Annotated in this window: 20 protein-coding genes; 10 read left to right on the forward strand and 10 right to left on the reverse strand. The window is 67.7% G+C overall.

From position 1 onward, the window contains the following. Positions 1-109 precede the first annotated feature (109 nt). Both ccmB and ccmA read right to left on the reverse strand, forming a co-directional pair. Entirely contained in the window at positions 110-781 is a 672-nt protein-coding gene (ccmB, locus tag ACSF9G_RS19540; protein WP_436643799.1) for a heme exporter protein CcmB, read from the reverse strand. Further along, positions 778-1,449 carry a heme ABC exporter ATP-binding protein CcmA gene (ccmA, locus tag ACSF9G_RS19545; protein WP_436643800.1) on the reverse strand — a complete coding sequence of 224 codons (672 nt, stop codon included), beginning with the start codon at positions 1,447-1,449 and terminating at the stop codon, positions 778-780. The genes ccmB and ccmA overlap by 4 nt, the downstream gene beginning before the upstream one ends. 217 nt (positions 1,450-1,666) lie before the next feature. Between ccmA and acnA the strand changes: the two genes are divergently transcribed. After that, positions 1,667-4,381 (forward strand): aconitate hydratase AcnA, encoded by a 2,715-nt coding sequence (gene acnA / locus ACSF9G_RS19550; protein WP_436643801.1) that lies wholly within the window; start codon positions 1,667-1,669, stop codon positions 4,379-4,381. 214 nt (positions 4,382-4,595) lie between these two features. Beyond that, positions 4,596-5,366, forward strand: coding sequence for a DUF1223 domain-containing protein (locus ACSF9G_RS19555; RefSeq protein WP_436643802.1), 771 nt, complete (start codon positions 4,596-4,598; stop codon positions 5,364-5,366). Between the two features lie 84 nt (positions 5,367-5,450). Here ACSF9G_RS19555 and htpG read toward each other — a convergent pair whose 3' ends face one another. Further along, positions 5,451-7,367, reverse strand: a complete 1,917-nt coding sequence (gene htpG / locus ACSF9G_RS19560) for a molecular chaperone HtpG (RefSeq protein ID WP_436643803.1) — start codon at positions 7,365-7,367, stop codon at positions 5,451-5,453. A gap of 490 nt (positions 7,368-7,857) precedes the next feature. Between htpG and ACSF9G_RS19565 the strand changes: the two genes are divergently transcribed. Beyond that, a complete protein-coding gene (locus tag ACSF9G_RS19565; RefSeq protein ID WP_436644042.1) occupies positions 7,858-8,196 on the forward strand; it encodes a DUF2794 domain-containing protein in 339 nt (112 codons plus the stop codon). Between the two features lie 410 nt (positions 8,197-8,606). Here ACSF9G_RS19565 and ACSF9G_RS19570 read toward each other — a convergent pair whose 3' ends face one another. From ACSF9G_RS19570 to ACSF9G_RS19585, 4 genes are all read right to left on the reverse strand, one after another. Continuing rightward, a complete protein-coding gene (locus ACSF9G_RS19570; protein ID WP_436643804.1) occupies positions 8,607-9,146 on the reverse strand; it encodes a GNAT family N-acetyltransferase in 540 nt (179 codons plus the stop codon). A 71-nt stretch (positions 9,147-9,217) separates the two neighbouring features. Continuing rightward, positions 9,218-9,967 carry a Bax inhibitor-1/YccA family protein gene (locus ACSF9G_RS19575; protein ID WP_436643805.1) on the reverse strand — a complete coding sequence of 250 codons (750 nt, stop codon included), beginning with the start codon at positions 9,965-9,967 and terminating at the stop codon, positions 9,218-9,220. A gap of 210 nt (positions 9,968-10,177) precedes the next feature. Beyond that, positions 10,178-12,748: an ABC transporter permease gene (locus ACSF9G_RS19580; protein WP_436643806.1), complete on the reverse strand. Its 2,571-nt coding sequence runs from the start codon at positions 12,746-12,748 to the stop codon at positions 10,178-10,180. After that, positions 12,745-13,449 (reverse strand): ABC transporter ATP-binding protein, encoded by a 705-nt coding sequence (locus tag ACSF9G_RS19585; RefSeq protein ID WP_436643807.1) that lies wholly within the window; start codon positions 13,447-13,449, stop codon positions 12,745-12,747. Before ACSF9G_RS19585 ends, ACSF9G_RS19580 begins: the two co-directional genes overlap by 4 nt. Between ACSF9G_RS19585 and ACSF9G_RS19590 the strand changes: the two genes are divergently transcribed. The 4 genes from ACSF9G_RS19590 to ACSF9G_RS19605 are packed head-to-tail and all read left to right on the forward strand — an operon-like array spanning position 13,414 to position 16,168. Continuing rightward, on the forward strand, positions 13,414-14,190 hold the full coding sequence (locus ACSF9G_RS19590) for an arylesterase (protein WP_436643808.1): 777 nt from the start codon (positions 13,414-13,416) through the stop codon (positions 14,188-14,190). The genes ACSF9G_RS19585 and ACSF9G_RS19590 overlap by 36 nt on opposite strands. 42 nt (positions 14,191-14,232) lie before the next feature. Beyond that, positions 14,233-15,291 (forward strand): NADP(H)-dependent aldo-keto reductase, encoded by a 1,059-nt coding sequence (locus ACSF9G_RS19595; RefSeq protein ID WP_436643809.1) that lies wholly within the window; start codon positions 14,233-14,235, stop codon positions 15,289-15,291. A 27-nt stretch (positions 15,292-15,318) separates the two neighbouring features. Continuing rightward, positions 15,319-15,888, forward strand: a complete 570-nt coding sequence (thpR, locus tag ACSF9G_RS19600) for an RNA 2',3'-cyclic phosphodiesterase (RefSeq protein ID WP_436643810.1) — start codon at positions 15,319-15,321, stop codon at positions 15,886-15,888. Beyond that, the gene (locus ACSF9G_RS19605) at positions 15,866-16,168 is read left to right on the forward strand and encodes a 4a-hydroxytetrahydrobiopterin dehydratase (protein WP_436643811.1); all 303 of its coding nucleotides are present in this window, start codon (positions 15,866-15,868) and stop codon (positions 16,166-16,168) included. The genes thpR and ACSF9G_RS19605 overlap by 23 nt, the downstream gene beginning before the upstream one ends. A gap of 48 nt (positions 16,169-16,216) precedes the next feature. On the opposite strand, the gene ACSF9G_RS19610 is transcribed toward ACSF9G_RS19605, so the two are convergent. Continuing rightward, a complete protein-coding gene (locus tag ACSF9G_RS19610) occupies positions 16,217-17,002 on the reverse strand; it encodes an SDR family NAD(P)-dependent oxidoreductase (RefSeq protein WP_436643812.1) in 786 nt (261 codons plus the stop codon). Positions 17,003-17,135: 133 nt separating this feature from the next. Between ACSF9G_RS19610 and ACSF9G_RS19615 the strand changes: the two genes are divergently transcribed. Beyond that, a complete protein-coding gene (locus ACSF9G_RS19615) occupies positions 17,136-17,513 on the forward strand; it encodes a YkvA family protein (protein ID WP_436643813.1) in 378 nt (125 codons plus the stop codon). Positions 17,514-17,536: 23 nt separating this feature from the next. Here ACSF9G_RS19615 and ACSF9G_RS19620 read toward each other — a convergent pair whose 3' ends face one another. Continuing rightward, entirely contained in the window at positions 17,537-18,511 is a 975-nt protein-coding gene (locus ACSF9G_RS19620) for an NADPH:quinone oxidoreductase family protein (protein ID WP_436643814.1), read from the reverse strand. Between the two features lie 333 nt (positions 18,512-18,844). Between ACSF9G_RS19620 and ACSF9G_RS19625 the strand changes: the two genes are divergently transcribed. Next, complete coding sequence (locus ACSF9G_RS19625) at positions 18,845-19,351, forward strand: invasion associated locus B family protein (protein WP_436643815.1); 507 nt, start codon at positions 18,845-18,847, stop codon at positions 19,349-19,351. A gap of 22 nt (positions 19,352-19,373) precedes the next feature. Here ACSF9G_RS19625 and ACSF9G_RS19630 read toward each other — a convergent pair whose 3' ends face one another. After that, positions 19,374-20,396, reverse strand: a complete 1,023-nt coding sequence (locus tag ACSF9G_RS19630; RefSeq protein WP_436643816.1) for a helix-turn-helix domain-containing protein — start codon at positions 20,394-20,396, stop codon at positions 19,374-19,376. Positions 20,397-20,541: 145 nt separating this feature from the next. Between ACSF9G_RS19630 and ACSF9G_RS19635 the strand changes: the two genes are divergently transcribed. Further along, positions 20,542-21,609, forward strand: a complete 1,068-nt coding sequence (locus tag ACSF9G_RS19635) for an alpha/beta hydrolase family protein (RefSeq protein ID WP_436643817.1) — start codon at positions 20,542-20,544, stop codon at positions 21,607-21,609. Positions 21,610-21,665 lie beyond the last annotated feature (56 nt).

Below are 21,665 nucleotides of genomic sequence, written 5' to 3' on the forward strand. Positions count from 1 at the left end.
GGAACAGGCCCGATCCGGCTTGGTCTTGCGCCCCTCCCTCTGCCGCAAGAGAAATCGCTGAGCGGTGGATTTGCAGCAATCCTGAACCTGAGAATAGCTCACCCCGTCATTACTCCAGCGCCAGTTTCAGCGCCGCCGCGGCGGCGATGGGGGCGAGAACCAGGCTCAGAAGCGTCAGCCCGGCGAGGACCAGAAGCGGCGTCGACATCGGCATCGGGCCGGTGATCGCCGCGTCCGTCGCGCCGACGCCGAAGATGAGCACGGGCACCGTCAGCGGCAAGACCGTCACCGGAACCAGCAGGCCGCCGCGGCGCAGCGCCACCGTCAGCGCCGCGCCGATGGCGCCCAGGAAGGTCAGCGCCGGCGTGCCGACCAGAAGCGTCAGCGCGACGGCGCCGAGCGCGGCGGGATCGACGTTGAGCATCAGCCCGAGCAGCGGCGCGGCGAGGACCAGCGGCAGGCCGGTCGTCACCCAGTGGGCGATGGCCTTGACCGCGACGATGACGACGAGCGGCGTCTCGGTCATGGTCAGAAGGTCGAGCGAGCCGTCCTCGTGATCGGCCTGGAACAGCCGGTCGAGGCCGATCAGGGTGGCCAGCAGCGCGCCGATCCAGAGGACCGCCGGGCCTACCCGCTTCAGCAAGTTCAGGTCGGGGCCGACGGCGAAGGGCATCAGCGCGACGACGATCAGAAAGAACACCGCGCCCATCATGGCGCCTCCGCCGACGCGCAGCGACAGGCGGATCTCGCGGCGGAACAGGGCGGCGACGGCGCCGGTCATGTCGCGCTGTCTCCGGTTTCGGTTTCGGCCCCGGATTCAGTTTGGGCGTAATCCCCGGCCGGGACTCCCGCCGTCCCGCCCATCGCCAGCACCCGCGTCTCGAAGGGCAGCGCGTCATGGGTCGCCACGAGCGCCAGGCCGCCGCCGGCGAGATGGGCGCGAATCAGGTCGAACAGGCGCATACGCGCCTGCGCGTCGATCGCCGTCGTCGGCTCGTCCAGCAGCCACAGCGGCCGCTCGCAGGCGATCAGGCGGGCGAGCGCCAGGCGCCGGCGCTGGCCGGCCGACAGGATGCCGGCGGGAAAGTCGGCGAGCGCGGCAAGGCCGACCTCCGCGAGCGCCGCGCCGGTGTCGGCCTTGCGCCGGCCGAGCATTCCGGCCCAGAAGCCGAGGTTCTCGGCGACCGTGAGGGCGGGCTTCAGCGCGTCGAGATGGCCGACATAGTGGGCGTACTCGCCGACCGGCACGTCCTCGGCGGCGCCGTCCAGGCGCAGCCGGCCCGCGCTCATGGGCACCAGTCCGGCGACGAGGCGCAACAGCGACGACTTGCCGGCGCCGTTGGGGCCGCGCAGCACCAGCAGCTCGCCGGAATCGACGGCGAATCCGAGGCCGGAAAACACCTCGCGGCCGCCGCGCACGCAGGCGAGATCGTCCCCCACCAGCTTCATGGTGAAGGCCTCATGCGGATCTGTGTCCGGCGCGCGATCGGGTCGCCATGTGCGGGACGGGCCTCGCCTTTGTCACGTCGTATTGGCACCACTCTTAGAAATTCTCTATATACGCGGCAAGTCGGGCCGGCGCCTGCGACGTAAGTCGCGGTCATATTGCGCACCGCGGACGCTGCCCCATCTCGCCCTGAACCCCCGAACGCAAGAGGCCGACGCAGTGACCTCCACCTCCCTCGACAGTTTCAAAGCCCGCAAGACCCTCAAGGTCGGCAACAAGTCTTACGAGTATTTCAGCCTCAAGGCGGCCGAGAAGAACGGTCTCAAGGGCATTTCCACGCTCCCCTATTCGCTCAAGGTCCTTCTGGAGAACCTGTTGCGCAACGAGGACGGGCGCACCGTCAAGAAGGCCGACATCAAGGCGATGGCGAGCTGGCTGCGCAAGCGGTCGTCCGATCGCGAGATCGCCTTCCGCCCGGCGCGCGTGCTGATGCAGGACTTTACCGGCGTGCCGGCGATCGTCGACCTTGCCGCGATGCGCGACGCCATGACCGCGCTCGGCGGCGATCCCAAGAAGATCAATCCGCTGGTGCCGGTCGATCTCGTCATCGACCACTCGGTGATCGTCGACGCGTTCGGCAACCAGCGCGCCTTCAAGGTCAACGTCGAGCGTGAATACGAGCGCAACGGCGAGCGCTACCGCTTCCTGCGCTGGGGTCAGGAAGCGTTCGACAACTTCCGCGTGGTGCCGCCCGGAACCGGCATCTGCCACCAGGTGAACCTGGAATATCTCGGCCAGACCGTCTGGACCAAGAAGCACAAGACCAAGGACGCCAAGGGCAAGACCAAGACCGTCGAGCAGGCCTTCCCGGACACGCTGGTGGGCACGGACAGCCACACGACGATGGTCAACGGCCTGTCGGTGCTCGGCTGGGGCGTCGGCGGCATCGAGGCGGAGGCCGCGATGCTCGGCCAGCCGATCTCGATGCTGATCCCCGAGGTGATCGGCTTCAAGTTGACGGGCAAGCTGAAGGAGGGCGTGACGGCGACCGACCTGGTGCTGACCGTCACCCAGATGCTGCGCTCGAAGGGCGTGGTCGGCAAGTTCGTCGAGTTCTACGGCGCCGGCCTCAACCACCTGCCGCTCGAGGACCGGGCGACGATCGCCAACATGGCGCCGGAATACGGCGCCACCTGCGGCTTCTTCCCCATCGACGAGGACACGATGCGCTACCTGCACCAGACCGGCCGCGCCAAGGGGCGCGTCGAACTGGTGGAGGCCTACGCCAAGGCGCAGGGCATGTACCGCACGGCGCGGGCGAAGGATCCGGTCTTCACCGACACGCTCGAGCTCGAGCTCGGCGACGTCGAGCCGTCGATCGCCGGCCCGAAGCGGCCGCAGGACCGGGTGCTGTTGTCCGAGGCCAAGCCGAAATTCGTCGAGGCGCTGAAGACCGAGTTCGGCAAGGGCGAGGAGATCGACCGGCGCGCCGAGGTCGACGGCGAGAGCTACGATCTGGGCCACGGCGACGTGGTGATCGCGGCGATCACCTCGTGCACCAATACCTCCAACCCCTACGTGATGATGGCCGCCGGCCTGGTCGCCCGCAACGCCGCCGCGCTCGGGCTCAAGCCCAAGCCGTGGGTGAAGACGTCGCTGGCGCCCGGCAGCCAGGTGGTCGCCGAGTACCTGGAGAAGTCGGGGCTGCAGAAGGAGCTCAACAAGGTCGGCTTCAACCTGGTCGGCTTCGGCTGCACCACCTGCATCGGCAATTCCGGGCCGCTGCCCGAGCCGGTGTCGAAGACGGTCAACTCGGCCGACCTCGTCGCCTGCTCGGTCCTGTCGGGCAACCGCAACTTCGAGGGCCGGGTCAATCCGGACGTGCGCGCCAACTACCTGGCCTCGCCGCCGCTGGTCGTCGTCTACGCGCTCGCCGGCTCGATGCAGATCGACATCACCAAGGATGCGATCGGCACCGACCGCAAGGGCAATCCGGTGTACCTGAAGGACATCTGGCCGTCGTCCGAGGAGGTCGCCGACGTCGTCCACAAGACGATCACCCGGTCGATGTTCCGCGAGAAGTATGCCGACGTGTTCAAGGGCGACCGCCACTGGCGCAAGATCGCCGTCGAGGGCGGCCTGACCTACGGCTGGGAGTCGAAGTCCACCTACGTGCAGAACCCGCCCTACTTCGTCGACATGGAGCGCGAGCCCGAGGCGGTGACCGACATCGAGAACGCTCGCGTGCTCGGCCTGTTCCTCGACTCGATCACCACCGACCACATCTCGCCCGCCGGCTCGATCAAGGCGGAAAGCCCGGCCGGCGAGTACCTGATCGGCAACAAGGTGAAACCGATCGACTTCAACCAGTACGGCACGCGGCGCGGCAATCACGAGGTGATGATGCGGGGCACCTTCGCCAACATCCGCATCAAGAACCAGATGGTGCCGGGCGTCGAAGGCGGCGTGACGATCCATCATCCCGACGGCAAGGAGATGTCGATCTACGACGCGGCGATGAAGTATCGCGGCGAGAAGGTGCCGCTGGTGGTGTTCGCCGGCAAGGAATACGGCACCGGATCGTCGCGCGACTGGGCGGCCAAGGGTACCCGCCTGCTCGGCGTGCGCGCGGTCATCGCCCAGTCGTTCGAGCGCATCCACCGCTCCAACCTGATCGGCATGGGCGTGCTGCCGCTGCAGTTCGCCGACGATCAGTCCTGGCAGACGCTGGGCCTGACCGGCGACGAGACCGTCACCATCGACGGGCTGCAGGAGACGCTGAAGCCGGGCGCGACGCTGACGGCGAAAATCACCTTCGCCGACGGCAAGACCAAGTCGGTGCCGCTCCTGTGCCGTATCGATACGCTCGACGAGCTCGACTACTTCAAGAACGGCGGCATCCTGCAGTACGTGCTGCGCAACCTCGCCGCCTGAGCGAGTCCCATGACCGGCGGCCCCGATCCGCGCGATCGGGGCCGCTTCGTCTGCCCGCGAATCTTCCGCCCGATTTTTCCTGCGTGATTTTCCCGCGCGGGGCACCCGTCCGGGCACGGACGTCACCCCAATGTGACTGGCGTTTGAAGCCGCGACCGCGTATCCCGAAACGGACGGTGCCGCCGGCACGACAAGGCTTTCGGGCAGTTTCGCGATGAATTGGCTACGGTTTCCACGACGATCTGCGCGCCTTGCCGCGGCGGCGCTGGCGCTTTCTTTTTCGCCGCTCGTCATGGCCCCCCTAGGCATGGGGGCGGCTAAGGCGGGAGCGCGGCTCGACGTCGTCGAACTGTTCACCAGCCAGGGCTGCTCGTCCTGTCCGCCCGCCGACGCGGTGCTCGGCGAGATGGCGAACCGCGGCGACGTGCTCGCGCTCAGCTTCAACGTCGACTACTGGGACTATCTGGGCTGGAAGGACACGCTCGCCAGCCCCGACTTCACCGCGCGCCAGAAGGCCTATGCCCACGCGCGCGGCGATCGCGCCGTCTACACGCCGCAGGCCGTCGTCAACGGCATGATGCACGCGGTCGGCTCCGACCGGACGGACCTGAAGAACGCCATGCAGTCGACCGGCGACCTGCTCGACACCAAGGCGGTGAACCTCGCCTTGCGCCGCGAGGGCGGCGCGATGGTGATCGAGACGGGAAAGGCGCGCGGCCTTCTCTCGCGGCCGAAGCCGGCGACGCTGTGGATGGTCGTCTTCGACGACGCCAGGACGGTGAAGATCGAGCGCGGCGAGAACCGCGGCAAGACGGTCACCTATTCCAACGTCGTGCGCCGCATCGAGCCGATCGGCACCTGGACCGGCGACGCCGTGACGCTGACGGTGCCGCTGCCCGCCGACGGCGACGCGAAATGCGCCGTCATCCTGCAGGAGGGCGACGGCCGCGCGCCCGGCGCGATCCTGGCGGCGGCGAAGCTCTAGCGCGTTCCGCTGGGAGCGGCCTGCGCCAACGTTCCAGCTCTTAATGTGTAGCCGCCCGCGATGCGGGCCCTACCCCTCGGCGCCTTAGCCGTCGGCTCTTCCCAGCAGCAACCGCGTCAGCCGGCCGGCGAAGGCGGCCGGGTCCGCCGGCGTCTCGCCGTCGAGGATGCAGGCCTCGTCGTAGAGCAGCCAGGCGGCGTCGGCCAGCAGCGCCTTGTCGTCGTCGCCGGCGGCCTGGGCGGCAAGATGCTTTATCAGCGCGTGGCGCGGATTGAGCTCGAGGACCGGGGCCGCGCGCTCGGGCGCGCCCTCCTGTTTGGCGAGCATGCGTTCGAGCCGGCGGTCGAGCGCGCCTTCGGTCGCCACCAGGCAGACCGGGCTTTCGGCGAGGCGGGTGGAGGCGCGCACGTCCTGAACCGCGTCGCCGAGCGTCTGCTTGACGAAGGCGGCCAGCGTGGCGACCGCTGGGCCGGCCTCGTTGTCCTCGTCCGCGGCGTTTTCGTCGAGCAGCGCGATGTTGGCGATGTCGGCGTCGCCCTGGCTCACCGACTTCAGTGGCTTGCCGTCGAAGCCGGTGGCGACGCGCACCCAGAAATGGTCGACCGGATCGGTCAGCAGCAGCACCTCGATGCCACGGGCGCGGAAGCCTTCCAGATGCGGGCTGGCGGCGGCCTGCGCGGCGCTGTCGCCGGTGACGTAGTAGATCGCGGTCTGGTTCTCCCGCATGTCGGCGACATAGTCCTTCAGCGAGCGCCAGCCGTCGGGATCCCCGGTGGTGTGGAAGCGGGCGAGGCCGAGCAGGGTGTCGCGGCGCTCGATGTCCTCGTAGAGCCCTTCCTTGAGAACCGGGCCGAAGGCCGACCAGATCTGCGTATAGCGCTCCGGCTCCTTGTCGGCGAGCTTGGCCAGCTCGCTCAGCACGCGGTTGGCGACGGCCTTGCGGATCTGGCCGAGCAGCGGGCTTTCCTGCAACATCTCGCGCGAGATGTTGAGCGGCAGGTCGTCGGAATCGACGAGGCCGCGCACGAAGCGCAGGTAGCCCGGCATCAGCTCGGCGTCGTCGGTGATGAAGACCCGGCGCACATAGAGCCGGGTGCGGCCCTTGCGGGCCGGATCGAACATGTCGAAGGGCTTCTCGGTGGGCACGAACAGCAGCACGCGATAGGCCTGCCGGCCCTCGGCGGCGTAGTGGACGGTCAGCGCCGGCTCGTCCCAGGCGCCGGCGACATGGCGGTAGAACTCGCGGTAGTCGTCCTCGGAAAGCTCCGACTTCGGCTTCAGCCACAGCGCGCCGCCGTCGGCGATCTCGCGGGCCGTCTCGCCCTCCTTCAGCCGGATCGGCACGGGAACATGGGCGGAATGGGCGTGGACGATCTGCTCCAGCCGGTGCGGCTCGAGGAAATCCCTGGCGTCGTCCTTCATGTGCAGGACGATGCGGGTGCCGCGTTCCGGCGCGCTGTCGTCGGGCTCGATCTCGTAGGTGCCGCGGCCGTCGGACGACCAGCGATAGCCCTCCGTCGCGCCGGCCTTGCGGCTGACGACGTCGACCCGGTCGGCGACCATGAAGGCGGAATAGAAGCCGATGCCGAAGCGGCCGATCAGGCTGGAGGACTCGGCGCCGTCCCCGCCACTCTCGTTCAGCGCCTCGACGAAGGCCTGGGTGCCGGAGCGGGCGATGGTGCCGAGATTGGCGACGAGTTCGTCCCGGTCCATGCCGATGCCGTTGTCCGCGATGGTCAGCGTGCCGGCGTCGGCGTCGGGGGTGACGGTGACGGCGAGCGCCGGATCGCCTTTCAGCAGCGAATCGTCCTGGCGCGCGGCGTAGCGGAGCTTCTCGCAGGCATCGGCGCCGTTGGAGATCAGCTCGCGCAGGAACACGTCGCGGTCGGAATAGACCGCGTGCACCATCAGGTCGAGGAGGCGGCCGACTTCGGCCTCGAAAGCATAGGATCCGGCGGCCGGCGCCTCGGATTTTTCGGTCTTTTTCGTCTTGGTGCTCATCGACTATCCCGGATTTCCGCAACGAACGAAGCGTTCATGCGGCGAGATAGGAAGAGCCGGACGACTTTTTCAAGGGGCGGGGAGGATCAAAAACAAATCGGGCCGGTGGGACCGGCCCGCGGAAGTGACTGTCGGGGATTTAACCAGCAGTACTCAGAAAAGGTAAAACGGGCCCGGTTCAAGAACGACCCCGGGGGGCTGGGGGGCTGGGTGTTCCGGAGCCTCCTAGAACCGGGCCTCGAGGCAACGATGGCAATTTGTTCGAGCAATCTGGCGTGTGAAGGGCGCGAATGGGGCGGAAATGTGATAATTTCGGCGTATTACGCAGAGCTGCTTCCACGGTTCGTCAATGCTGACACCAATGCGGGCCGGAAGCGTCCTTGACGCGGCCCCGTTCCTCTGACGATCATATGACAGCGAGGCGCGAGAGAGGGAGGCGCCGTTGAGTGAAACGGACCCCATAGCGTTCCCCGGCGGCCGCGGACTTGCGATGCGCGCCGCCGTTCCCGAAGCCCGCAATGGGGCCGCGGCCCGGGTTTCCTTCGATCGCCGCGAACTGGGCGAAATCCTCAATGTCTACGGGCGCATGGTGGCCGCCGGCGAATGGCGTGACTACGCCATCGACGCGCTGAAGGAAAAAGCGGTCTTTTCCGTCTTCCGGCGCGCCTGCGAGGCGCCGCTCTACCGGATCGAGAAAAATCCGAAGCTCGCGCGCCGCCAGGGCGCCTATTCCGTCGTCACCACGACTGGCCTGATCCTCAAGCGCGGCCACGACCTGTCGCGGGTCCTGCGGGCGATCGACAAGCGCCTGAAGCTGGTGGAGGCGTAGCCCGGCCTAGGCTGGGGGCCACCTGTCCTTCTGCGCGCTCGTCGTTGGCGGCGCGGCCGCGTTGAAGTTTGAGCATCTGCGCCGCGGACGGCGCTTTCTTCCAATAAAATCTGCCGAATCGTTCGCCGAATCAGCGATTTGCCAGCGTCGCCCCAATTCCCCGTGTAGAAAACCCGGGCAACCACCGCACGCGAAGCCGTTTTTCCCTCTCGCCGCGTCGTTCCTGCCGTGCGGCTGCCGCCTCATGGGCTCCGGATCAGGTCCGGAGCACGAGTTTTCGTTTGGGCACGGCCCGGGACCACCCACCGGCCGCGTGTCCTGGACCTGATCCGGGACCCATGGGGACTGGCAGCGCGGGAACGCTGGATCTTTGCGACGCGGCGGCCATGGCGGCCGTGTGGGCCGGCCAGCTAGCGCCGCTCCGGTGGCGGTTCGGTCTCGCCCGGGCCCAGCGCGCGCTGCATCAGGACGGTGGCCCGCCACTGGCCAAACTTCCAGCCGACCGCCTTGAAGGTGCCGACGAGATCGAACCCCATCGCCTTGTGCAGTGCGATCGAGCCGGCGCTGGCCTCGTCGCCGATCACCGCGATCATCTGGCGGAAGCCGCGTGTCTCGGCCTCGGCGATCAGCGCGGCGAGCAGCGTCCGGCCGACGCCCCTGCCTTGCGCGGCGCGGGCGACATAGACCGAATCCTCCACCGTGAAGCGGTAGGCGGGCCGCGGCCGGTAGGCGCCGGCATAGGCGTAGCCGACGATCGTGCCGTCCGATACCGCGACGAGATAGGGAAAGCCGCCGTCGAGAAGCGCGGCCAGGCGCCGTCCCATCTCCGCGTCGTCGGGCGGGGTCAGCTCGAAGCTCGCCGTGCCGGTCCTGACGGCATCGGCGTAGATGGCGGCGATCGCCGCAGTGTCGTCCGGCGTGGCCGGGCGGACGGTCAGGTCGCGTTGCAACAGGTAGTCCCCAACGAAAAAGGCCCCGGCTGCGCAGCCGGGGCCTTCCGAAAACCGACGTTTCGGTGTTCCTACTCGCGATTGCCGAACAGGCTCAACAGCATCACGAACAGGTTGATGAAGTCGAGGTACAGCCGGAGCGCGCCCATGATCGCCTTGCGGCCGGCAGTCGTGCCGTCGTCCTGGGCCGAGTACATTTCCTTGATCTGCTGGGTGTCGTAGGCGGTCAGGCCGGCGAAGACCAGCACGCCGATCACCGACACCGCGAACTGCAGCGCCGAGGACGCCAGGAAAATGTTCACGACCGACGCGATGATGATGCCGATCAGGCCCATGAACAGGAACGAACCCCAGCCGCTGAGGTCCTTCTTCGTCGTGTAGCCGTAGAGGCTCAGACCGCCGAAGGACGCCGCGGTGATGAAGAACACGCGCGCGATCGAGTTGCCCGTATAGACCAGGAAGATCGAGGACAGCGACAGGCCCATCAGGGCGGCGAAGACCCAGAACGCCATCTGCGCGCCGCCGAGGCTCAGCGAATTGAGCCGCGCGGACAGGAAGAACACCATGCCCAGCGGGGCGAGCATGATCAGCCACTTCAGTGGGCTGGCGTAGATCGCCTGGCCGAAGCCGGTGAGCTGGCCGCCGCTGACCGCCATCGTGAACGCGCCGAACGCGACCACGCCGGTCACGGCGAGGCCGATCGCCATATAGTTGTAGACCTGCAGCATGTAGGCGCGCAGGCCCTCGTCGATTACGCCGACTCCGGCGTGGGAGGTGCCCATGCCGTAGCCGCGGGCAGCCTGTTTGTCGAATTCCGCCATGGGATTCCCCTCGGGTTTTCAAATCACCGAGCGAATATGGGTGTCTCGCGTGCGTGAGGCAAGTGCTCGCGCTCCGAATTTGCGCGCGAGAAACCTTACAAAATGTTTAGAAATCGCCCCGATGGCGGCGCGTGACCGGCCCCGCCATGCCACCCTTGCGGCCCCCGGTCACGATCGCTGTCGCAACCGCTCCGACCCACGCCACCGTGCTCACAGATCGCGCAGATAGGCCGCCGGCCGGCGGCCGAGGACGCGCCACGTGCCGATCAGGCCGAGGCCGACGGTCAGCACCAGCGCGCTGCCGATCGCCGCGAACGCGACGGCCGGCAGGAAGGCGAAGTCGAGCTCCATGACCTGCTCGACGACGACAAAACCGGCCAGGGTGCCAGCGGCGAGCGCGAAAATGGCGGTAATCGTGCCCAATAGCGCGAATTCGATGACATAGGCGCCGATCAGCCGGCGGCGGGTCGCGCCCAGCGTCTTCAGCACCACGGCGTCGTGGATGCGGTGGCGGTGGCTCGCCGCGAGCGCGCCGGCGAGCACGAGGATGCCCGCGGCGATGGTGATCCCGCTTGCCGCCCGGACCGCCCAGGCGAGCCGGCGCACGAGGCTGTTGACCGTGTCGAGCGCCTCCTTGACCCGCACCGAGGTGACGGTGGGAAACGCTCCGGTGACCGCGCGCATCAGGCCGAGTTCGCTGTCGGCGCCGGCGGCCTCGGGCAGGGTTACGGTGGCCAGCACCATGTGCGGCGCGCCGGCGAAGGTGTTCGGCGAGAACACCATGACGAAGTTGATCGACAGGCTGGTCCAGTCGACGGTTCGCAGATTGGCGATCGTCGCGGTGATGGTGCGGCCGAGGACGTTGACGGTGATCTCGTCGCCGACGGCGAGGCCGAGCTCGCCGGCGACCTCAGCGGCGAAGGAGACCAGCGGCGGGCCGTCGTACTCCTCGGACCACCAGTCGCCTTCGGTCAGCTTGCCGTTGTCCGGCGGCGTTGCCGCATAGGTGATGCCGCGGTCGCCGCGCAGCACCCATTCGGCTTCGGCCGGGCGCGGATAGTCGGCGACCGGAATGCCCTTCAGCGCGACGAAGCGGCCGCGTAGCATCGGCACCTCCTCGGTGACCCCGTCGGGCGCGGCCTCGTCGACGAGGGAGACGAAGCGTTCGGCGTCGGCGCGGGGGATGTCGAGGAAGAAGAAGCTCGGCGCCTTGTCGGGGATCGACAGGGTGAGCTGGCGCGTCAGGTTGCCGTCGATCAGCGCGATGGTGACGAGCAGGGTCAGGCCGAGCCCCAGCGACAGGACGATGCTGGGGGTGACGGCACCGGGACGGTGGATCGCGCCGACGGCGAGCCGCAGGGCAATGAAGCGGCTGTGCGGCAGGCGTCTGGCCACCCGCATGATGACGACACCGACGAGCCGCAGGACGATGAAGGCGGCGAGCGTGCCGATGACGAAGATCGTCGCGATGAACGGCTCGTAGGCAAGCGCGATGGCGAGCCCGGCCAGCGCCAGGACGATCACCGCAAGGGCGACGAGATAGACCGGCCGGGGCCAGGCCCGCGCGCGGCCGACATATTCGCGGTAGAGCGCCGTCGCCGGCACCTCGCGGGCCCGCCCCAGCGGCCACAGCGCGAAGGCGAGAGCGGTCAGGATGCCGTAGGCGAGCGCCAGCACCAACTCGGTTCCGTAGAGGCCCGGCACCGCGTCGGCGACGGGCAGGACGGTGGCGAGCGCGGACCCGGCGAACCACGGCGTCAGCGCGCCGAATACGAGGCCGATCGCCATCGCGACGACGGCGAGCATCAGGATCTCGACGAGATAGCTGCGGAAAATGAGACCGCCGCCGGCGCCGAGGCTCTTCAGCGTGGCGATCGTCGCCCGCCGGCCGTCGAGATAGGCGGTCACCGCGTTGGCCACCCCCACCCCGCCGACGATCAGCGCGGTGAGGCCCACCAGCGTCAGGAACATGGTGAAGCGGTCGATCTGGTCCCGCAGGCCCGGCGCGGCGTCGTTGCGGTCGCGGATCCGCCAGCCGGCCTCGCCCATCTCGGTCTCGGCACGTCTCTTCGCCGCCTCGACATCGGCCGGCGAGGCCGGCTCGGGCAGCGCCACGCGGTAGCGCCAGCGCACCAGGCTGCCCGGCTGGATCAGGCCGGTGGCCTCCAGCGCCTCGGTGGAAATGATCACCCGGGGGCCCCAGCCGAGCCCGCCCGACAGGCGGTCCGGCTCGGCGGCGATCAGGCCGGTGAGGATGAAGGTCGCGTTGCCGATCGAGACGGGATTGCCGATTTGGACGCCGAGCCGGTCGGCGAGGCCGGCCTCGGCGACCAGGCCGACCTGTCCCGACGTTTCGGCGACCAGGTCGTGCAGCGAGCCGACACCGTCGATTGCGACCTCGCCGAACAGCGGATAGGCGCCGTCGACCGCCTTCAGCTCGACCAGCGTCTGGGTGTCGTTACCCTCGCTGCGGGCCATCGCCCTAAGCGTCGCGATCTCCGAGACGCGGCCGAGCGAGGCCAGGAATTCGCGCTCGTTGTCCTGCGCCTGGCGGTGGATCAGCGAAAAGCTCAGATCACCGCCGAGGATCGCCTGGCCTTCCTCGGAGATGCCCTCGACGAGCGAGCGCGACACCGACCCCACCGAGGCGATCGCGGCGACGCCAAGGGCGATGCAGGCGATGAAGACGTAGAACCCCTTGAGGCCGCCGCGCAGCTCGCGCAGGGCGAAACGCAGGGGAACCGGAAGGCGGCGGGCGAGCGGCGTCCCGGCGGGCCTCATTGCGCGGCAACCCGGGCGGCGCGATCGGCGTCGAGGTCGATATCGCCGTCGCGCATGGCGATGGTGCGGCCGCAGCGCGCGGCGAGCGCGGTGTCGTGGGTGACGAGGATCAGCGTGGTATCCCGCTTCCTGTGGAGGTCGAACATCAGGTCGACGATCTGGGCGCCGGTGGTCGCATCGAGATTGCCGGTCGGCTCGTCGGCGAACAGGATCGCCGGCTCGACGACGAGGGCGCGGGCGAGCGCGACGCGCTGCTGCTCGCCGCCGGATAGTTCGGCTGGATAGTGGGCGATTCGGTCGGCGAGCCCGACCTGTGCCAGCTCGGCCTCGGCCCGCTCGAAGGCATCGGCGCGGCCGGCGAGTTCCAGCGGCACGGCGACGTTCTCGAGCGCCGTCATGTTCTGGATCAGGTGGAAGGACTGGAAGACGATGCCGACATTGTCGCCGCGAAACCGGGCAAGCGCGTCCTCGTCAAGGCCGGCGAGGCTCACGCCGGCGACGACGACATCTCCGGAACCGGGCGGCTCGAGGCCCGCCATCACCATCAGCAGCGTCGATTTGCCCGATCCGGACGGCCCGACGATGCCGATCGCTTCACCGGCGCCTATACTGAGGCTAATACCTTTTAGCACGTGGACCCTGGCGGCTCCGCTGCCAAGACTTAAATGAACGTTCTCGAGACGGATGGCATCATGCGGCACGGAACGAAACTCCTCGGCAGGGGAAGCAGGCGGCGGTCCCCGACATATGGGGCATTCGCGGCCAAGCTCAAAGCCGCCCTGGCCGGCGGCCTGATCACATTTACGACGATTCTGGCGCTCTGGTTCTCATTCGGGCCCACCGGAGCGATCGCGGACAAGGGGCCGATCCGGCTCGTCGCGCTCGGCGACAGCCTGTCGGCTGGCTTCAACCTGGCGCCCGAGGCCGCGTTTCCGGTGCAGCTCGAAAAGGCGCTGCAGGCGCGCGGCCACGACGTGGTGGTGGCCAATGCCGGGGTTTCCGGAGACACCGCCAGTGCGGGACTTGCCCGCGTCGACTGGTCGGTGCCCGACGACACCGACGGGGTGATCCTCGAACTCGGCGCCAACGATGCGCTGCGCGGCGTCGACGTCACGGTGACCCGCGAGGCCCTGGACGGGATCGCGGCGAAACTTCGCGAACGCGGCATCGACGTGCTGGTCGCCGGCATGCTGGCGCCGCCAAACATGGGCGACGGCTACGCCAAGGACTTCAACGCGATCTTCCCCGACCTGGCCCAACGCTACGATCTGGTTCTCTACCCCTTCTTCCTCGACGGTGTCGCCGCCGATCCCTCCCTCAATCTCGACGACGGACTGCATCCCACACCGGAGGGGGTCAACGTCATCGTCGAGCGGATCCTGCCCTATGTCGAACGGCTGATCGCTCGGATCGAAAACGGGTCGGGCCCGTCGGGCGGCTGAACCTCGGTCTCCATTCCAACACGGCACGGCAAGGGACTATCAATGGACTATCGACGGCTCGGACGAACCGATCTGCACGTCAGCGCGATCGGGCTGGGCACCCTGACCTGGGGCGAGCAGAACTCCGAGGCCGAGGCCCACGCGCAGATGGACCATGCCGTCGACCGGGGCATCAACCTTCTCGACGCCGCCGAGCTCTATCCGATCCCGCCGAAGGCCGAGACCCAGGGACGCACCGAGGAGATCATCGGATCGTGGCTCAAGGCGCGCGGGAACCGCGATACGGTGATCGTCGCCAGCAAAATCGTTGGCCGGTCGGGGAACGACTGGTTCCGCGACGGCGGCAAGACCACCGATCTGTCTCGGGCACAGGTGTTCGAGGCCGTCGACAAGAGCCTGAGACGGCTCGGCACGGACTATATCGATCTCTACCAGATCCATTGGCCCGACCGGGCAGTCAGCGGTTTCGGCTCGGTGCCGACCGTGTCCCGCCCCGTCGCCGACCCTGACTTGCCGCCGGAAGTGCCCATCGAGGAGACGCTGGCGGCGCTCGACGACGTGGTGAAGGCCGGAAAGGTGCGCCATATCGGCCTTTCCAACGAGTCGCCCTGGGGCACGATGACCTTTCTCGCGCTTTCCGAGACCAGGGGGCTGCCGCGCGTCCAGTCGATCCAAAATGCCTACAGCCTCGTTAACCGGACCTTCGAGACCGGGCTTGCCGAAATCGCCATGCGCGAGAATACCGGCCTTCTCGCCTACTCGCCCCTCGCCCAGGGCAGCCTGACCGGCAAATACCTGGAGGGCGCGCTGCCGGCCGGCGCCCGCAAGACCTTGTTCAACCGCATGCAGCGCTACGAAACGCCCGGCGCCGACATCGCCGTGGCGGCCTATGTGGCGCTTGCCGGGGACTTCGGGCTCGATCCGGCGCAAATGGCGATCGGTTTCGCGGTGTCGCGTCCGTTCGTCACCTCGGTCCTCATCGGGGCGACGACGATGGCGCAGCTGCAGACCGATATCGATGCGATCGACATCGAACTGTCCCCCGAACTCGAAGAGCGCATCGACGCGATCCATTTATTGCATCAGAATCCCTGTCCCTGACCAATACAAGAAAAGGCCTCGCCGCCGATGCCCCGATTGTTCACCGGTCTGGAGATGCCCGCCGACGCCGTTTCCGTTCTCACGGGCTTGCGCGGCGGGATACACGGCGCACGCTGGATCGATCCGGAAAACTATCATCTGACGCTGCGTTTCATCGGCGATGTCGACAATCGGACCGCCCATTCGGTGGCGGAAATGCTCGACCGCGTGCGCCGGCCGGTTTTCTCGATCATGCTTGACGGCGTCGGTGTCTTCGGTGGGCGCAAGCCCCACTCCGTGTTCGCCAGCGTGGCCACCTCGCCGCCCCTAACAGCGCTGCAGGCCGAGCAGGAACGGATGATGCAGATGCTTGGCCTGCCGCCCGACCAGCGAAAATTCTCTCCGCACGTCACCGTGGCGCGGCTGAGGGGCGTTTCGGCGTCCGCGGTCGCGACCTATATCGAGTCGCGCGGCGGCTTCCACTGGGGGCCGATCGAGATTGGCCGTTTCGTGCTGTTCTCCTCCCGCTCCGGACAGGGCGGCGGACCCTATGTGGTCGAGGAGGCCTATCCGCTCGAAGGAGGAGACTTCGATCATGGCGAAGACATTGACGCGTGAGGACCGCGCGACGGCGCTGGCAGAGCTTCCCGACTGGCGCGCGGTCGATGGCCGCGACGCCATCGCCAGGTCCTTCACATTCCAGAATTTCAACGAGGCCTTCGGCTTCATGGCGCGGGTCGCGCTCGTCGCCGAAAAGATGGACCATCACCCCGAGTGGACGAACGTCTACGGCAAGGTCGACGTCGTGTTGATGAGCCACGACGCCGGCGGGGTGACCGAACGCGACATCAAGCTTGCCGCCGCGATGGACAGGATCGCGGCGGATTTTCCGATGTAGCGGCTGTGCCCTAGCCATTCCCGCGAAAAAGAGCGGCGCGACGCGGGCTCAGCGCGGCGCCATGCGCAGGGCGCCGTCGAGGCGGATGCCGAAGCCGTTGAGCATCGGATTCTCGACGATCGAGCGGACCAGCTGGGAATATTCGGACGGATCGCCGAGCCGCTGCGGGAACGGAACGCTGGCGGCCAGCGACTGGCGCACCTCTTCCGACAGGCCGTCGAACATCGGCGTGTAGAACAGGCCCGGCATGATGGTCATCACGCGGATGCCGTCCTTGGAGAGATCGCGCGCCATCGGCAGCGTCAACGACAGAACACCGCCCTTGGAGGCGGCATAGGCGACCTGGCCGATCTGGCCGTCCTGGGCCGCGACCGAGGAGGTCATCACGATGAGGCCGCGCTCGCCATCCTTGCCGAGCGGGGAGGCCTCGAGCATGCCGGCGGCCGATTTCGAGGCGACGTTGAAGGTGCCGATCAGGTTGACGGTGATCACCTTGGCGAAGGCGCCCGGATCGTGGGCGACGACCTCTCCGGAATCGCGCTTGCGGCTCGCCGTCTTCATGCCGATGGCGATGCCGGCGCAATTGACCGTGATCCGCTCCTGGCCGTGCGCCTCGCGTGCCTTCGAAAACGCCTCGGAAACGCTGGCCGGATCCGTTACGTCGCAATTGCAGAACAGGCCGCCGATTTCCCCGGCGACCTTCTCGCCGCGCTCGCCGTTCATGTCAAAAACGGCGACCCGGCAGCCGGCGTCGGCCAGCATGCGCGCGGTTGCTTCGCCCAAGCCCGAGGCGCCGCCCGTGACGACGGCGACGATGTCCTTGCCGAGTTCCATGCAGTCTCTCCCTCGTCCTCTTTTCCGACGATTTCTTACCCGATCCGGCACCGGCAGGAAACGCGGAAGCTTGCGTAAAATGTCGCGGGCCCCATTTCATATGGGATCGGCTCTCCGAGGAGAGGAAAGACGGATGAACGACAGAACCGCAACCTGGATCGGCGAAGAGGCACAGCTGCCCGCCGTTTTCGCGGTCAACCAGGCCCGCGCGCGAGACGGATTCTGGCGAAAGTTCAGGCGCGTGGCGAGCAAGCTGCCGTTCGCCCAGGATCTCGCCGCCGCCTGGTTCTGCGCCGTCGATCCGGCGACGCCGTTCAGGGCGCGCGCCACTCTGTTCGGCGCGCTCGCCTATTTCGTCATGCCGGTCGACGTGATCCCGGATTTCCTTGTGGTCGCCGGTTTCACCGACGACGCCTCGGTGCTGCTGGCCGCGATCACGGCGGTGGCCGTCCATATCCGCCCCGAGCACAGGCGCAAGGCGGCGGAGGCGCTGAGCAAACTCGACCGCTGACAAGCTGGCCTGACGGGCCGTGTCTACGGGACGATCAGCACCTTGCCCTTGACCTCGCGCCGCTCGATGGCGCCGAGCGCCTCGGCGGTCTCTTCCATCGCATAGCGCGCATGTACCGCAACCGACAGCTTGCCCTCGGCCATCCAGTCGAGCAGTTGGCGGGTGTTGGCGCGGTCGCCCTCCGGATCCACCTCCGTGAACTTCCCCCAGAAAACGCCGAGCACGTCGCAACCTTTCAGCAGCACGAGATTGAGCGGGATCTTCGGGATCTCGCCGGCGGCGAAGCCGATGACCAGATAGCGTCCTTCCCAGGCGGTCGCGCGCAGGGCGGCCTCGGCGTGTTCGCCGCCGACGGGATCGTAGACGACGTCGACACCCTTCCCGCCGGTCAGCTCCTTGAGCCGCGTTTTCAGGTCTTCCCTGGAATAGTCGATCGTCTCGTCGGCCCCGATCGAGCGGCAGAACGCGAGCTTTTCGGGCGACGAGGCCACCGCGATGACGCGCGCGCCCATGATCTTGCCGATCTCCACTGCCGCCGCACCGGCGCCGCCGGCCGCTCCCAGCACGGCGAGCGTCTCGCCGGGCCTGAGCTTCGCCCGGTCGGCGAGCGCGTGCAGCGTGGTGCCGTAGGTGACGATCAGGCCGGCGGCCTGTTCCAGGTCGATCGTGTCGGGTACGCGGACGAGCTTCCCGGCCGGCGCGACGACGATCTCGCGGCAGGCGCCCCAGCCGCCGTAGCCGATGACCTTGTCGCCGGCGGAGAAACCGCTCACGCCCTCGCCGACGGCGCTGACCGTGCCGGAAAATTCCGCGCCCGGCGAAAACGGCAGGTCCGGCTTGAACTGATATTTGCCCCGGATGATCAGCGAGTCGAAGAAGTTGAGCGCCGCTGCCGCGACCGTCACCGCCACCTCGCCGGGGCCGGGCGCCGGATCGGGCAGATCGCGCACGACCAGCGTCTCAGGAGGACCGAGGGTTTCGCAGAGGACGGCTTTCATCGGATCGGGTTCCTTGGTGACACGTTCGGGGCGGATGCGACTGTCCGAGAGCGGACATATCGGAGCCCGATCGGTGCGGCAACCCGGGCCGGCGTGGGGGACTTGCCTTCACGAATTGTTACAATTCGTCAAAAAATTGCCGCCATTGATCGGCAACCGATAGGAAATGACGGCGTGCTCTCCGCGAAGAAGCGGTGCGGGGAGGTATGTTGCGGTGAGGCATGTTGCGGTGAACGGGGGCTGTTTGACGTAACGCGGCGAATCGCGCCGATTCCCTGTAAATTCCTGTCGCGAATTCCGGCGACGGACCTGATTGCGTGGTAGGCAACGATGATGAACAAGATTTTCACCCTGACCTTCGCCGCGGCGATGACGCTGGCGAGCGGTGCGGCATTCGCCCAGAGCGCGACGCCGCTCGGCCAGTTCAAGGACTGGGGCGCCTATGTGGCTGAATCCGGCGGCGGCAAGGTCTGCTATGCGCTGTCGCAGCCGAAGTCGTCCGAGCCGTCGAACGTCAATCGAGATCCGGTCTATTTCTTCGTCACCTCGCGGCCCGGCTCGGGCGTGAAGAACGAGGTCTCGATCATCATCGGCTATCCCTACAAGCCGGATACCACCGCGACTGTGGAGATCGGCGACACAACCTTCACGCTGTTCACCAAGGACGACGGGGCGTGGGTCGAAAACGCGGCCGAGGAGTCGAATCTCGTTGGTGCCATGCGAAGGGGTGCGACGATGGTGATAAAGGGCACGTCCGCGCGCGGCACCGCCACGGTCGACAACTATTCGCTGTCCGGCATCTCCGCGGCGCTCGATCGCATCGCCCAGGAATGCAAGTGACGCACGCAGACCGCCCGGCGCGTTAGGCCCGGTTTGCCACCTGCCACGCGCTCGGCGTCATGCCGGCGACGCGCAGGAATTCGCGATTGAAGTTCGACTTCGTGTTGAAGCCGCTCTCCAGCATGGCGACCGTGATGCTGTCGCCGGCCGATATGCGCGCGCAGGCGGCGCGGATCCGATTGCCGTTGATGTAGCGCGAGACGTTGTCGCCCGTTGACCGGTTGATGGTCGCGGAGAGCTGCTTGGCGGGGACGCCGAGGCGCTTCGCCAGGCGGGCCAGCGTCAGGTCGGGGTCGAGATAGAGCTGCTGGCTTTCGAGGAGGGCCTGAAGCCGGTCCATCAGGGCGGCGTCCTCGGCTGGATCGGTGGCGGCTAGATCGGTAGCGGCCAGGGAGGGCTGCGGGTCTTCCGCCGTCTGCACGTCGCGGCCGCCGACGAGCGTCAGCGACAGGCTGACGAGCCCCACCCACAGAAGTACAAGCGACGAGAACACGCTGATCAGCGTCGGCTGGATCCAGCCGTAGCCCGTCAGCATCGCAACCCCTATCAGGGCGTCGCTGAGCGCCGAGATCAGGAACGCCATAGCGGTGCCGCCCCAGATCAGGCGCGGCAGGTTGCCCGTCTCGAGCCGGGCGAGTGGCAGGCTGTCGGCGCCCGCGCGCAACACCCACAGGACCCCGATCCCGTAAACCGCGAAGACGAGGGGCACGACGACATCGAGCGCCTCGGGAACGAAGAGTGTGCAGAACGCGACGAAGGCGGGGACGGCGAGGTGCAGGAGATCGCGCTGCGGGTCGAACGGCCGCACCGCCGTCGTCAGGAAGACGATCCAGGCGAGCGGGGGAATGCAGGACCCGGTGACCGGCTGGACGAACCGGAGCTGATGGATGCCGTAGTACTGGGCCAGCGAGATCAGCACGCTTTGCAGCGCGCAGAGGGCGAGAAGCGCGGAAAACAGCCCGGGCCGGTTCTCCGCAAGGAGCGAGCGGACGAACAGGAAGCCCAGGATGAGGGCGACGATCATCGGGGCGGGCAGGACAAGCATCGGCGTGCAGCGGTTTGGCTCGGAACTGGGGGCCTACGTAGTCCAAAAACCCGTTCGGCTCGACCTGAATCCGGTTTCAGGACGCGAAAGTGGCCGGGGAACAGGCAGTTGGAGGACATCGATTGCCTCCAACGGAGTTTCCGACATGAAACGTCTCACACTTGCCTATGCCCTTGGTGCCCTGACCCTCGCCATCGGGCTGACATCGACCCTCTCCGCCGCCAGTGCCGCCGACGCCGAACAGATCGCCGGCTACGACCAGTTCGCCTTCGACGCCCCGCACCGCGCCGGCAAGGTCGGCGCGTCCGTCTGGTATCCGGTCGGCACGAAGACCTACAAGGGCAACATCGGCGAGAATCCCCTGTTCGAGGGCACGCCGGCCTATGTCGGCGCCGAGGTCGCCGACGGCCGCTTCCCGGTGGTCCTGCTGTCGCACGGTTCCGGCGGCAACATGGACGGCTTGAGCTGGCTGTCCTCGGCGCTGGCCGCGCGCGGCGCCATGGTGCTCGCCGTCAACCATCCCGGCAGCACGACCGGGGATTCCTCGCCGCGCCGCTCGGTGAAGCTCGACGAGCGCGCCGCCGACCTGTCGGTCGCGCTGGATCGCCTGCTCGAGACTCCGGTCTTCGCCGATCACATCGACCGGGAGCGGATCGATGCGCTCGGCTTCTCGCTCGGCGGGGCGACCGCGCTCGGCCTCGGCGGCCTGCGATTCGACCGCGAGCTCTGGGGGCAGTACTGCGACCGGCTGGGCCCCGACGCGGCCGATTGCGTGTTCTTCGCCAAGGGCGGCATCGACTATTCCGACCTGCCGGACGGCTTCGAAGCCGCCATGCGCGATGACCGCGTTTCCTCGGTCGTCGCCGTCGATCCGGGCCTCAGCTACGCGGTGACGGCCGACAGCGCCGCGAAGACCGACGTTCCGGTGCTGTTCGTCAGCCTCGGCCGGGAAAACCTGTGGCCGGCCGCCGACGTCTCCGAAACCGGCAGCGGCCTCGTCGGCCGGATCGCCGACGCGACGCATGTCACGCTCTCCCCGGCCCATCACTTCACCTTCCTGCAGGTCTGCAAGCCGGACGGCGCGAAGATGCTCAGGGAAGAGAACGACGATCCGATCTGCGACGATCCGGCCGGCACGGACCGCGCGAAGATCCACGCCGAGATCGTCGACGAGGTCGCCGCGTGGCTCGGTCTCGGTAACAGGACGAACTGAGGGGCAGGGGATTCCCCTTGCAATCGCGCACCGGACGAATAGGTGTAGGCGGAATT

The sequence above is a fragment of the Microbaculum mangrovi genome, assembly GCF_051390635.1.
Lineage (GTDB): Bacteria > Pseudomonadota > Alphaproteobacteria > Rhizobiales > Tepidamorphaceae > Microbaculum.